The following is a 14746-nucleotide window of genomic DNA, read 5'->3' on the forward strand; positions in this document are numbered from 1 at the left end:
GCTCGGAGCGCCCCCCAGCCCCCAATTCTGGGGGAGCCCGGAGACTGGCTTCCTCTTTTAACCCACTACAGCCGTTGTTGCCTGTAGACTCTGCCCCATCTCTTGCAAACTGCGACAGCTGAGCAGTGCTTTACGATTGACAGAACCCCACTGTTTCTCTAGCTGGGTGACGATACGGATGCGCTCAAGCGAATCGAATCCCAGGTCGGCTTCTAAATCGAGATTCAGATCTTGCAAGCCGATCGGCGTATGACAAATGTCGGCGGCTACCTGTTGTAGGAGGGCAGCAATCTCCCCGTCAATCGGTTCTTCCATCTGGGGGGCTACGGTCGGCGGGCTGACCTCTGCCAGAGCCCTAAGCTCGGCCTGGTAGGCCTGCATCAGCTGATCGATAGACGCGGCGGCGAAGAAGCTGCTGTCATAGCTGGCAAACAGATGCAGCCGATCGTCAAAAATCTCCTGTAAAACATCGAGAATACCCGCCGCGTTGATGCCCCCCGCCTGATAGTCGGTTACGCTGAGCGGCCCGTACTGAGTTTGCAGCGGCAGATGTCCGGTGTAGGGAAGGTAAACATTCGACTTAATCGCCTCATGAAAAATGGAGAGGCTATAGGATGGCACTTGGCCCGACTCTAAGGGGAGATGATCGCGGAAGGTCAGCCCCATTTTGTAAGTTTGCGCCCGGTCTAGACCGCTGGTTAAGGGACCTTGAATCGCCTGCTGTACCCGCTGTAAAAGACACTCCCAGGACTCCTCGGGCTGAACGCGCTCAAAGCTCAGGGCCAGATTCTGGGCAAAGCTGCTGACCTGCGTAGAGGCATCTACCTGAGGATAAACGCGGCCGCCAGTCGGCATTTGCAAAATCATCTGGGCGCTTTCGCGATCGCACTGACTCAGCGCCCGCAGAAAAGCGCCGGTCAGCAACGTATTCAACGGCAGCCGCCATTCCCGGGTTCGCGCGATCAGCTGCGTCGTAATCCGGCGGTCGAGCTGATAGGGCTGGCTGTGATACTGCGGCAGGGCAAAGCGAAAGGGCTGGCTGTCGGGATTCCAAGAGTAGGTGGTCTGTCCCTGCTGATGGATATACTCGTTCAGGGCCTGGTTCGCGCTTGGCTCGGGTGCGGCGTTCATGGCGGTGACCGTAGCGGCATAGTCCGCTAGGCTTGTGGCCTCAGGCAGGTCAGGCACTTGCCCCTGACAGCGAGCGTGATACAGTTCCAAGAATTCGTGCAGAATAATGTGATTGCCCAGGCCGTCGGAGATGATGTGCTCATTGCCTAAAAAGAGCTGATAAACAGAGTCCTGGAGCTGCATCACCGAGAACTCGTGCAGCGGCCACTGGGTCAACGACCAGGCGTAGTTGAGACAGCGCTGACGTTCTTCTACCAGAGAACTGGCCTGGGCTTCTGGACTGAGCGGACGCAGATCGGTAAAGGCAATCTCTGGCAGCGACGGCTGGGTTAATACCTCCAGACGGAAGTCGCGGAAGCGCTCGGCCTGGGGCGGGATGTGGAAGCGCGATCGCAGCATCGGATGGCGCTCAATCAGGTCCTGCCAGCTCTGCTGAGCAATCTCTAGGTCAAATGGGCCTTCTAGCCGTACGGTGGCAAATAGACTGTTGGAATTGACTAGCCAGTGACCAATCAGGTGAAAGTACTGGCCGTGCAAAAGCTCGACGGGCTGGGCGTCTGTTGTCTCGATCGAAGTCTCGATTATAGGTGACAGTGAAGCTGGTAAGGGTTCTGGCTCAGACTGCCCCTGCCAGGGTTCCAACAGCTCAATCACCGCCTGCAAATGGGGTAGCTGGAGCAGGTCACGTAAGGAAACCTCTTGCTGGAAAGCCTGCTGGGCTGCGGTGGGAATCAGCTTCATCAGACCGTTCATCAGCTGCGTCAGCATGATTGAATCGAGACCTAGTTCACCTTCCAAGGTTTGGGTTAATCCAATCTGCGACGGCTGTAACCCGGTGATTTTTGCTGTAAGTGACAAAACGCGCTGTTCTAGGTCCTGGGCTTCCAAATCGGTCGAATTGTCTGTGGTGGCTTGGCTCAGCAGCTCAGCGGCAGACGTGGCCTCAGCCGGTAAACGGGTAGGCAGCTCGACCCAAAACCGCTGGCGCTGGAACGGATAGGTCGGCAGGGATAACCGCTGGCGTGGATAGTCCCGGTCAAATCCGCGCCAGTCAATCTCGACTCCCTGAGTATTTAGAACCGCAGCACTCTCCAGTAGGGTTGTCCAATCTGGCTGTCCGCTACGCAGAGACGGGAGCCAGCTGCCGGCCAGACCGAGATGGTTGTTTCCCTGATTGATTAAGTTAGGGTCAGGACCCACTTCAACAAAGATCTGACAGCCCTGTCGCTGGAGGGTTTCCATGGCGACTTCGAGGGACGCTGACGACTGTAGCTGCTGGCTCCAATATTGACGCTGAGAGAATTCTTGATCACTGGCAATCTGGCCGGTGAGACTCGATACTAACCCTCGCTGAAGCGGACGGTAGCCGATCTCGGCGGCGCGGCGCTCAAAAGCGAGCATTGCCTCAGCAGCGTTCTCGGCGGACTGCTGCATTAACTGGCCCCGCTCGGCTGCTAGCAGAAGCCCTGCTTCTAGGCTGTAAAGCCCGGCAGCACAGGCAGCGGCATATTCACCCACGCCCTGGCCAAAGACCCAGTCGGGCTGGACCCCCCAGGACTGCCAGAGCTGGGAAAGGGCGTACTCCACTGCGAACAGAGCGGGCTGAGCGTAGGCCGGTTGATCAATTAGCCGAGCCTGCTCTGGCGAGGTGGGATAGAGAATGGCTAAGAGGGGGATGGAGAGGCGCGATCGCAAAATCTCCTCACAGTCCAACAGTACCTGTCTAAAGGTGGGCTGGCTCGCATAGAGCTGACGGCCCTGCTGGACCAGCTGTGAGCCTTCCCCAGTGAACAGAAACGCGACCTTAGGCAGCTGGGATTCTGTCCCACACCAAAGCTCTGGACTGGCCTGACCGGCGCTGAAGTCGGCAAGCTGCTGGCTGAGCTGTTCTGCGGAGCTGGCAACCGCGCTGAGCCGATGCTTAAACCGGGCTCGGGTGGTATTGGCTGTAAAGCAGAGGTCGGCCAGGTTTGTATCTGTATGGGTGAGCAGGTAGAGCTCATAGCGGCTGGCGAGCTGCCGCAGGGCGGTTTCACTTTTTGCAGAAAGGGTCAGCAGATGCAGCGGTCGATCGACTTCAGCCGCAGCTAGGGGCTGGGAAGTCGCCTCTTCGACCACGATATGAGCGTTGGTACCGCTGACGCCAAAACCGCTGAGGCCAGCCCGGCGCGGCTGATTGTCAGCTGGCCAGGGGGTGAGCTGAGTGGGAATAGCAATCGGCAGCCGCGCCCAGGGAATATGAGGGTTTGGCTGGTTAAAGTTCAGGTGGGGAGGGAGGGTCTGATGCTGGAGCGAGAGCACTAGCTTAATGAGGCCAGCGATCCCAGCGGCTGATTCCAGATGGCCTAGGTTAGTCTTGGCAGCGCCGACAAAAAGCGGCTGTTCTGTCGATCGATTCCGGCAAAGTTCCGCCGCTAAAGCTTCAATCTCGATTGGGTCGCCCAGAGCCGTACCGGTGCCGTGGGCTTCAACATAGCTGATCTGCTCTGCCTGCACGCCACTGTTGGCCAGCGCCTGACGAATCACAGCCTGCTGGGCCGGACCGTTGGGCACCGTCAGGCCGCTGCTGGGGCCGTCCTGATTGACGGCAGAACCGCGAATTAGAGCTAAGATGGGGTCGCCCTGCGCGATCGCGTCGCTCAGACGCTTCAGCACCACCAGCCCGCAGCCTTCACCCCGGGCAAAGCCATCGGCCTCAGCATCAAAGGTTTTGCAGCGGCCGTCTCGGGCTAGCATCCGCGCCCGACTAGTGGCCACGAACCCATCCGGCGATAGAGCCAGATTCACCCCGCCCGCCAGCGCCAGATCGCATTCCCGTTGGCGCAGGCTCTGGCAGGCCAGATGCACCGTCACCAGCGAAGACGAGCAGGCCGTATCCACCGCCATACTCGGCCCTTGCAACCCTAGCGTATAGGACAGCCGCCCCGCCGCCGCGTTCAGATGATTGCCGGTGGTGCTGTAGGCGTCGATTGCCGTCAGGTCGCCTGCCCGCGTTTGCAGCTGCAAGTAGTCGTTAACGGTAATGCCGATGAAGACGCCGGTACGGCTGCCGCGCAGCTTTTCCGGCTGGAGTCCGGCATGTTCAATCGCTTCCCAGCCGACTTCGAGCAGCAGCCGCTGCTGCGGGTCGAGATGGATGGCTTCGCGCGGCGGAATGCCGAAGAAAGCCGCGTCAAACTGGTCTACGTTACGCAGGAAGCCGCCCTTAGAAACATATAGCTTGCCCGGCTGATCGGGGTCATCCGAGTAGAGGTTTGCCAAATCCCAGCCGCGCTCAGCCGGGACCCCCGTTGTCGCATCTATTCCACGGCGCAGCAGCGACCAAAACATTTCGGGGCTGTTGACGTTGCCGGGAAACCGACAGCCCATCCCAACTACTGCGAGCGGTTCGGTCTGTGCCTGCTCCAGGGACGTAAGCTTGGCCCTGAGCTCTCGCATGGCTATCAGCGCACTCTTCAGCCGCTCTTTTTGATCGCTGGACGGGGAGGTATTCATGGCGTTGTTCAGGGAATAATGGGTTCAACAGAGATGAAGCTAAACGGGACAGTCCGCAGCCTGGGCTATAGCGAGATTAGGGAGAACCGACAGCCGCTAGCTCCTGGTCTAACAGCGCGGCCAGATCGTCTTCGGAAAGGGCTTCCAGTTCGGTAGCAGGCTCGGGAACTTCAGCTGCTGCGGCAGATTCAACTGGCTCAATTTCAAGCACTGCTTGAGCCAGATAGTCTGCCAGCGTCTCGAGATTGGGATAGTTAAATGCCAGCGTAGAGCTCAGGGTTTTTCCCAGTCCGGCTTCTAACCGACCTTTCAGATCGACCGCCATCAGTGAGTCCAGACCCAGCTCGGTGAAACCCTGGCGTAGGCTGAGAGTTTCTGTCGGAGGCAGCCCGAGAACCTGGGCGACCTCTGCCTTGAGATAGGCAATCAGGTAGGCTTTACGCTGGGCCTGCGGTGTCGTGGTAAGACCTGCCAAAAAGTCTGAGGGGCCATGGTCGGATTGCTTTAGCTCGGCAGCTGGGGTGCCGAGATCGGCCAGCAGCGATCGCGCTCCTTTAATTTCATAAACTGACTTAAAGCGCGACCAGTCAACCCGAGCAGCGGTGATTTGGGCGGTTGCCTGGGACATCAGCATTCCCAGCAAATCCAGGGCGGTCTGGGGCTGCCAGGTCTCTATCCCAACCCGCTTGAGCAAAGCTTGAATCTCGTCAGAAGCCATACCGCCCTCAGCCCAGGGTCCCCAGTTGATGCTGAGCGCGGGCAGTCCTAGAGCGTGGCGGTGATGCGCGATCGCGTCCAAAAAGGCATTGCCAGCCGCATAGTGGCCCTGGCCAAAGGAACCCCAAATTGAAGCAATCGAAGAGAAACAAACAAACTGTTCCAGCGGCATTTTCTGAGATAGCTGCCGAGAGAGCTGATGCAGGTACCAGGTTCCCAACAGCTTAGGCCGCATGATGGTCTGTAGCTCAGCCTGGCTCATCTCAGCCAGCGGCTGTTCGGCCACCAGGCCCGCCGCGTGAAAAATGCCCTTCAGCGGCTGTGCCGAGCCTTGTAGCTGGGCAAAGGCCGCCGTCATCTGCTCCCAATTGCTGACATCGGCCTGCAATACTTCAACCTGGGCACCTTTCGCTTCCAGGGCCTGAACCGCCTGCACGCGCTGAGCAACTTTGCTGTCAGCAGGTAGGTTCGGCCACTGCGATCGCGTCGGTAGCGCCGTCCGACCCAGCAGAGTCAGATGGGTAGCGCCCTGTTCAACCAGCCAGTGGGCCAGGCTCAGTCCCAGGCTGCCAAAGCCGCCGGTAATCAGATAGCGACTGTCGTTTTTGGGCTTAAAGGGAACCACGGCAGACCGTTGGGTAGGTGCCAGGCGAGCGGTATAGATTTGGCGATCGCGAACCGCTAAATAGTCTTCTGCCGCAGCAGTTTGCATTAGCCGCAGTACGATATCGGCCTGGGCCATTGGTGAGTTATCAGCGGGGTCCAGGTCAATTAGCCCGCCCCACAGCTCTGGGTGCTCCAGCGGTAGCACCCGACCTAGACCCCACAGAGGAGCCTGAGCCAGGGCGACAGGCCGTTCAGAAAGGGCTTGGGCTCCCTGAGTGGCTAGCCAAAGCCGAGGCGTTGCCGCCTGCTGCCGGACGGCCTGCACTAGCTGTAGGACACTGCCGCTGCCCAGTCGCTGAGCCGCTTCCATATCAGCCCAACTTTCTTCGGTCAGGTCTAAACTCCACAGATGAACGATGCCCTGACAGGGTTGGGCTGCCAGCAGCGACCGCAGCTGAGTCGAAAAGATCTCGGGCTCAGCCGGATTGAGCACTTGGCCAACCGTCTGAGGGGAGCGATAGGCATAGACGAGTTCGCAGGTTGTTCCCGGTTCGCTAAGGCGCTGGGCTAGGGCCTGACCGACGCCCTGCTGATCGGCAAAGATCAGCCAGTGGCCTGCTGTGGACTGATTTTCTGCTGCTTCAAATTCTGTTGGAACAATCTGCCACTGCACCTCGTAAAGTGCATCTGAGGCTGCGATTGGGCTGGAGAGTTCAGTAGGAGACTGGACTGGGGACTGAGCTGCCCAACGGGAATTTTCCGACTTGACCCAGTAGCGGCTGCGCTGAAAGGGATAAGTTGGTAGGCTCACCCGCGATCGCGGAGTTGGCTCGACGGCTGCCCAGCGAATTGGGGTGCCCTGGGTCCAAAGCATGCCTAAGCTGGTGAGCATCTGCGTCCAGTCCGGCTGGCCCCGGCGCAGGGAAGGTAGCCAGGTACCGCTGCCCGGCGTCCGGCACTGTCGCCCCATCCCCAGCAGCACCGGATGCGGTCCCACTTCTAAGAACAGCTCGTAGCCCTGGTCGGCCAGCGTCTGCATAGCTTTGGCAAAATTGACGGAATGGCGCACCTGGCGTCGCCAGTAGTTGGGCTGGGTGACCTCATGGGTCACTATTTCGCCTGTGACGCTAGAAACGATTGGTACCTTAGGCGGCCTCAGAGCAATGGCGGCGGCCTGCTGCTGAAACGCTGCCAGCATCGGCGTCATCAGCGGCGAATGAAACGCATGGGAGACATGTAGAGGGTGAACGTCGATGCCGTCCGCCTCAAGCTGTCTGAGCACTGACTGTACCGATTCTCCGACACCCGAGATAACCGTATTTTGAGGGCCGTTGATCGCCGCGATCGCAACCGCATCGCCATAGGGCGCGATTGCCTTGCTGACCTGTTCATAGCTCGCAATCACCGCCGCCATCTGCCCTCCAGCGGGTAGCGCCTGCATCAGGCGTCCGCGTTCGACAATCAGCTTCAGCCCGTCTTCCAGGCTATAAACTCCGGCCACACAGGCCGCCACATATTCACCAATGCTGTGGCCCAGCACAATATCTGGTTTCACGCCCCAGGATCGCCACAGCTCAGAAAGGGCATACTCAATGGCAAAGAGAGCAGGCTGCGTATAGGCCGTCTGGTTGAGCGGCGAATGCCCTGTGGGTGGATAAATCACATCAAGAATGGACTGACCCAGCAGAGGTTGCAAAATGCGATCGCACTGTTCCAGCGTCTCTCGGAAAACCGGCTGAGTTTCGGAGAGCTGTCGCCCCATATTCAGCGACTGAGAGCCCTGGCCGGTGAACAAAAAGGCGATTTTTGGCCGACCGGTTTCGGCGATTTGACGACAGACAATCGAAGGTGCTTGGGGAAATGCCTCCAGCTGTTGGCGTAGACCCTCGGCTGAATCTGCCACTGCTGCCAGGCGATGGTCATAGGCCGTGCGCCCCGTATTAGCCGTATAGCAAATATCTGCTAGGGATTGTTCTGGATGGGCCGACAGATGATGAACATAGGACTGCACTAGCTCGTTCAGGGCAGCTTCACTTTTGGCAGAGAGCGTCAGCAGCTGACTCTCGCGATCACAGGCAACCGGCTTCGGTTCGGGGGCTGCCTCCACTAGAAGATGGGCGTTGGTACCGCTAAACCCGAAGGAGCTCAGCCCGGCGATGTGCTTGTCATGCAGCGGCTGCCAGGGCGTGGGCTGGGTAGGAATCTGGATCGGCAGCTGCTCCCAGGGAATGTGAGGATTGGGAGTCTCAAAGTTGAGATGGGGAGGAATCTCCAGATGTTGCAGGGAAAGCACCAGCTTGATCAGTCCGGCGACGCCTGCCGCCGATTCCAAATGGCCGAAGTTGGTCTTCACCGACCCGACGATTAGCGGGCGATCGGCAGGGCGATTGGCCCCAAACACCGCCCCTAAAGCTCTGAGCTCAATCGGGTCGCCGAGGGCAGTGCCGGTGCCGTGGGCCTCTACGTAGCTCACCTCTTCGGGTTTTACGCCGCCATTCTCTAAAGCCCGGCGAATCACCGTCTGTTGAGAGGGGCCGTTTGGCACGGTCAGGCCGCCGCTGCGACCGTCCTGATTCACCGCTGAGCCACGAATCACCGCCAGTATCCGGTCCCCATCGGCCTCAGCATCGCTTAGTCGCTTCAGCATCACCACGCCGCAGCCTTCGCCTCGGGCATAGCCATCGGCCTGGGCATCAAAAGTTTTGCAATGACCATCGGGGGCCAGCATTCGGGCCTGACATTCGTTGATGGTGCCGACCGGTGTGAGAATCAGATTGACCCCGGCTGCCATGGCCAGGTTACATTCTCGCGATCGCAAACTCTGACAGGCCAGATGTACCGACACCAGGGACGAAGAGCAGGCGGTATCGACCGCCATGCAGGGACCCTGAAAGCCAAAGGTATAGGCCAGCCGACCGGCGGTGACGCTAAAGGCATTCCCTGTCGCGGTGTGCGGGTCGATCAGGCTGAGCTCGGTGGCCAGCTGGAAGTAGTCCAGGTTCATAATCCCGACAAACAGGCCGGTCTGACTGTTGATCAGGCTTTGAGGCACGTAGCCCGCCTGCTCCAACGCTTCCCAGCCCACCTCCAGCAGCAGCCGCTGCTGGGGATCCATGCTGACTGCCTCGCGGGGAGAGATGCCAAAGAACAGCGGATCGAACTGGTCCACCTGGTCTAAATAGCCCCCGGCTCTGGCATACAGCTTTCCTGGCGTACCCGGTTCGGGATGGTAGACCTGAACCATCGACCAGCGGTCGTCAGGCGTTTGCCCAATCGCGTCAGTGCCGCTGTGCAACAGCTGCCAGAACTCGTCTAGCGTATTGCTCCCCGGGAAGCGACAGCCCATGCCGACAATGGCGATCGGTTCGACGCGATCGCGTTCGCTGGCCTCTAGCTTTGCCTGCATATCCTTGAGCGCAAGCAGGGCACGTTTAGTCGGGGAGAGGGCGGTTTTGGGGTCCTCAGTATGGCTCATGATGACGATCTCTTCGGTGAGTAAACAGCAGACAAAAAGATTAATAGCGGATGGCTTCTAGCGCGCTCAAAAGAAGAGATTCAGCCTCTTTTTCAGAAAGCGTTTCGACAGATTCACTCGACACCCCGATGGGCTGGGGGATTGGTGCTGAAACCGTCGGTGGGCTGGCAGCAGGTTCCTCCTCAGCCGGGAACAGCGTTTGCACTAGGTGGCCGCCCAGCGCATCCAGGGTGGGATAGTCAAACACCAGGGTGGAGGCTAGCGGCTGCCCTAAAGACTTTTGCAGAGTGTTGCGCAGCTCCACCGAAGTAAGCGAATCCATCCCCAGGTCAAAGAAACCCTGATGCAGGTCAAAGGAATAGGTCGGACTTAGCCTCAGTAGGGTTCTAAGCTGATCCTGGAGGTATTCAAACAGTCCGGCAGCGCGTTCATCTGCGGGCAGTGCTGCTAGCTGAGTGACAATTTCTGCGGCCGAGCTAGTATCGGTTTCTTCAGCAGTCACCAACTCTGACAGCAGCGGCGGCAGGGCTGGAGCCTGGGTCACAAACTGTTCCCACCGCACCGGCACCACGCCTACCTGGGCGGCGGGCTGCTGGAGCAGCTGATCTAGGGCCTGGAAGCCAGATTCGGGCGCGATCGCGTCCAGCCCCAGAGCCATCAGCCGCTGCTGTTCGCGTTCGCCCAGCCGGTCGGCCATACCACCGTCGGCCCAGCTGCCCCAGTTGACGCTGAGGCCGGGCAGCCCGCGCCCTTGGCGGTAGTGGGCTAGGCTGTCTAGAAAGCTGTTGGCCGCCGCGTAGTTGGCCTGGCCGGGGGAGCCCAGCATCGCCGCCACCGAGGAGAACAACATAAAGTGATCCAGGGAGAGATCCTGGGTGAGCTGGTGCAGATTCCAGGCCCCGGCGACTTTGGGAGCCATGACCCGATCGAACCGGATGGGGGTTTGCTGAATCAGCAGACCGTCATCAAGCAGTCCGGCAGCGTGGAAGATGCCCCGCAGGGGCGGCAGCGTGGCCTGAATTTCGGTCAGCACCCGAGCCAGGTCGCCCATGCGGGTGACGTCGCCCTGCAGGACGCGCACTGTAGGGTTGGGGTAGTCGGGGAGGACAGCAGTTTTGGGATCGCGGCGGCTGACCAGCACCAGATGCTTGGCTCCCTGGTCGATTAGGTGCTGGGTCAGCTGCTGGCCCAGACTGCCCAGCCCGCCCGTAATCAGATAGGTGGCGTTGGCCTTCAGGGCCAGCGGTGGGGACTGCTGGAGGGTAGTGCGGGTTAGGCGCGCGACCTGGCGCTGCTGACGGAATGCGATCGCGTCTCCCATCGGCGCTTGCAAATCCGACAGCAGCTGCTCGGCTTCTTGGGGTTGAGGGTCTGCGGCCAGGTCAATTAGGCCGCCCCAAATTTCCGGCTGCTCCAGGGCAATCGCCCGTCCCAGTCCCCAGAGCGGAGCCGCACCCACCTGGGCGACAGATGTCTCGACGGCCTGGGTGCCCCGGGTCACAAACCAGAGCTTACCGCCTACCGCGCCGAGGGATTCTGCCAGGCCCTGAGTCAGCATCAGGCCGGTCTTTACACCAACTGTCTGGGCGGTTTGCAGGGCGTCTGAGCTGCCTTCCTGGGGGATGTCTGCGCCCCAGAAATGAACGACGCCGCGCAGGGGCTCTCCTTGGCAAATCACCGCTTCACACAGCTGCTGCCAGTCCTCAGAACGCTGGGGATTGATCTGCCAAGCTGAGCCCGTCAGCTGCAAAGTCTCCCCGACGCTGACCTGAGTGCAGGTATTGCCCTGCTGAACCAGCTGGCGGGCCAGACCGGCGGCGACACCGCCTCGATCGGCGAGCAAAAGCCATTGTCCGGTGCCATGACTGGCCGCTGCTTCGCGGCTGGCGACCGGCTGGGGCCGCCAGGCCACGCGGTAGAGCCAGTCCTGCCAGGCCGGGCGGGCCAGCTGCCGTAGCGCATCCCGCTGAATGCGTCTGACCTGGAGATCTTGCAAGCGGGCCAGGCACTGTCCGGCCTGGTCGAATATATGCAGGTCGGCCCGGCGAATCGGCTGCCCGGCTTCGGCGGAATGAATTTTGCCGTGAATCCAAATCGGCGATCGCACCGGCTGAAGCAGCTGGAGCTGGCCCACGCCGACCGGCAGGTAGGTCTCCTCACCGTCATCGGGCAGCGTCGCGAACAGCAGCTGAAAACCGGCATCCATCAGCACCGGATGGAGCTGATAGGCGTCTGCCGTATTGGCTGGGACGACTTCGGGTAGCTGTACCCGGGCCAGGGCCTGATTCCCCTGTCGCCAGAGCTGCTGGAGTCCCTGGAAGCTGTCGCCGTACTCCAGACCGCGCGATCGCAGCTGCTGATAGTAGGCTTGGCAATCCACCGACTCCGTACAGCCAGCCTGGGCCGCTGCCAAGGTCAGGGCTGGCGTTACTGCGGCAGCTGGGGCCAGGGTTCCAGCCGCGTGCTGCACCCAGTCTGTCTGGGATTCTGACGAAGCATCAGCGCTGACAATCCGAAACTCACCGGTCGGGGAAACAATCATTTGCACCTGCCGCCTGTCCGACTCGGGCAGCACCATCGCCGCTTGAATCGAGACAGCTTTCAGGCAGCGCCCCGGGGTCTGGGCCGCTGCCGCTAGCGCCATTTCTAGAAAAGCCGCTCCCGGTAGAACGGCAAGCCCGCTGACCCGATGGCCACCGAGCCAGGGCTGCTGCGCCAGGCTGAGCTGCGCGGTAAAGACGGTGTCCTCAATCGCCAGCGGCACCGGCTGACCGATGAGAGGATGTCCTGGATTGGTTACAACTTTCGCCTTGGCTGTTTTCTCGACCCAGTAGCGATCTCGCTGCCAGGGAAACAGCGGCAGCGGCAGCACCCGGCAGCCCGGTGAGAACAGTCCTGCCCAGTGGATCGGCTGACCTTGCGTATAGAGCCGACCAAGAGCGGCCAGTAAAGTCGCTCGCTCAGGCTGGTCTGGCCGCAGGGAGTCCGTCGCGTCAGAAAGCTGGGGCGTCGGACTAATTTCGAGCAGGGTGGCATAGCCCGCTTCGGTGAGGGCCGCTAGCGTTGAGGCAAGATCGTTCGGTGCGGTGAGCGTCTGGCCCCAGTGAGCGGCTGTAATATCAGTCTCGGTAATCCAATCAGCAGCAGCAGTTGAAAACAGAGGCAGCTTAGCTGGGTAGAGTTCGTAACGCCGTTCGATGGTGGTAATAAAGGCGTCGGGCGACTGGGCGCGATCGCATACCAGCCGCACCGCATCGCGCAGCCGCAGTCTGCCCGCCACATAGGCCGCAGCAATTTCTCCCAAACCGTGACCGACCACGGCCTTGGGCTCAATTCCCCAATGCCGCCAAAGGTGGGCCAGCGCGACCTGGATGGCAAAGATGGTAGGCTGCGCGATCGCGGCTTCTGGCAAACGAGACTGTTCCCGATCGGCGGTCAGCTCTGCTAGCAAAGACCAGTCGGCATAGTCGCGAATCAGCGCGTCGCAGTCCTGAATCATGCCGCGAAAAACGGGTTCGCTTTGCAAAAGGGTTTGTCCCATGCCCAGCCACTGAGCTCCGTCGCCCGTGAACACAAAGGCGACCTTGGGACTGCGCCGTTTAATCGGTGAATCTGGCACCTCGTCTAACCGGCTGAGCCGCTGTTGTAAATCCTCTAGTGAATGCGCGACAAGGGCTAGCCGGTACTTGTGATGGGTACGCCGGGCGCTAGCCGTATAGCAGAGATCTTTCAGAGAGACGTCGGGATTCTTCTTCAGCCAGTTCCCATAGGATTGCACTAAAGCCTGGAGCGCCTCTGGCGTATGGGCGGACAGCGGCAGTAAGTAAGCTTCTTTTGAGGGCGAAGAGCAGGGAATCTCAGCCGGGGCCTGCTCTAGCACCACGTGAGCGTTGGTGCCCGCGAACCCAAAGGCGCTAACTCCGGCCTTGGCCAGGCCCGAGGTTTTAGGCCAGAGAGTGAGCGCAGTCTGTACCCGCAGCGGCAGCTGCTCAAAGGGGATATGGGGATTCGCCTGTTGAAAATGGAGGCTAGGGGGAATCTGGCCGTGCTTCAGCGACAGCACTACCTTAATCAGGCTGGCGATGCCGGCCGCGGCTTCTAAATGACCGATGTTGCTCTTCACCGCGCCTAGGGCGCAGACCGAATCGGTGCGCCGCTGCTCCTTTAGCACTTCCGCCAGCGCCATCACCTCAATCGGGTCGCCTAGCCCCGTCCCCGTGCCGTGGGCCTCAATGTAGCTGACCTCTCCCGGACAGACCTTCGCCTTAGTCAAAGCGTCTCGGACTACCGCCGACTGGGAGGGACCGTAGGGCACCGTCAACCCCTTACTGCGACCGTCGTGGTTGATCGCACTGCCGCGAATGGTGGCATAGACCGGGTCGCCGTCGGCCAGGGCCTGGGAGAGCGGCTTGAGCACGACGCAGCCTGCCCCTTCGCTACGCACATAGCCGTTAGCGCTAGCGTCGAATGCCTTGCAGCGACCGTCGGGGGAGAGCGCCTTGAGCTTGGTCAGTCCCAGGGTGCCAATCGGCGAGAGAATAATGTTGACCCCCCCGGCTAGGGCCATGGTCGCTTCCTGATTCCAGAGGCTTTGGCAGGCCAGGTGAACAGCGACCAAAGAAGACGAACAGGCCGTATCCACGACCATGCTCGGCCCGCGCAGGTTGAACGAGTAGGAGAGCCGTCCGGCGACAATGTTTAAGGCATTGCCGGTGAGGTCATAGCCCTGGGGCTGGGTCGCATAGTCTGACTCCACTCGGCTGTAGTCATTAGTCGAAATGCCGATGAAGACACCTGTCTTTGACCCAGCCAGAGTTTCTCTCACCTGCCCGCCATCTTCCAGTGCCTCCCAGGCCACTTCCATCAGCAGCCGCTGCTGGGGATCCATTGAGACTGCTTCCCGAGGAGAGATGCCAAACAGGTGCGGGTCAAAGCGATCGACCTGGTCCAGAAAGCCGCCGTAGCGAGAAGACATTTTACCTGGAACATCCGCATCGGGGTGATACAGCTGAGAGATTTCCCAGCGGTCGGCGGGAACTTTAGTGATGGCATCGACGCCATTACAGAGTAGCTGCCAAAATTCCTGAGGATTAGGCGCTTGCGGGAAGCGACAGCCGATACCAGTGATTGCAATGGGTTCCATGGGAGATTTTGCACAAGGGTGGGTAAGGGGAGTATGGGAGTGATGGGGTGTTGGGGTAAGGGAGTGAGTTTTAGGCAAAAGTAGATAAGTAGATCATCCTAATCATTTGTAGGACTATGTCATGCTGAGCATTGCGCTAGCGCAGCCATGCCCCTTGGGCTATAGCATTTCACGGGAGC

General features: G+C 60.1%; 3 protein-coding genes. All 3 read right to left on the reverse strand.

Going from position 1 to position 14746, the window contains the following annotated elements; translation table 11 throughout:
• Positions 1–57: 57 nt before the first annotated feature.
• On the reverse strand, positions 58–4626 hold the full coding sequence (locus IQ241_RS08510) for a type I polyketide synthase (protein WP_193905993.1): 4569 nt from the start codon (positions 4624–4626) through the stop codon (positions 58–60).
• 76 nt (positions 4627–4702) lie between these two features.
• Positions 4703–9424 (reverse strand): type I polyketide synthase, encoded by a 4722-nt coding sequence (locus IQ241_RS08515; RefSeq protein WP_193905994.1) that lies wholly within the window; start codon positions 9422–9424, stop codon positions 4703–4705.
• A 40-nt stretch (positions 9425–9464) separates the two neighbouring features.
• Positions 9465–14567, reverse strand: a complete 5103-nt coding sequence (locus tag IQ241_RS08520; RefSeq protein WP_193905995.1) for a type I polyketide synthase — start codon at positions 14565–14567, stop codon at positions 9465–9467.
• Positions 14568–14746 lie beyond the last annotated feature (179 nt).

Source organism: Vasconcelosia minhoensis LEGE 07310 (assembly GCF_015207255.1).
GTDB classification, from domain to species: domain Bacteria; phylum Cyanobacteriota; class Cyanobacteriia; order Phormidesmidales; family Phormidesmidaceae; genus Vasconcelosia; species Vasconcelosia minhoensis.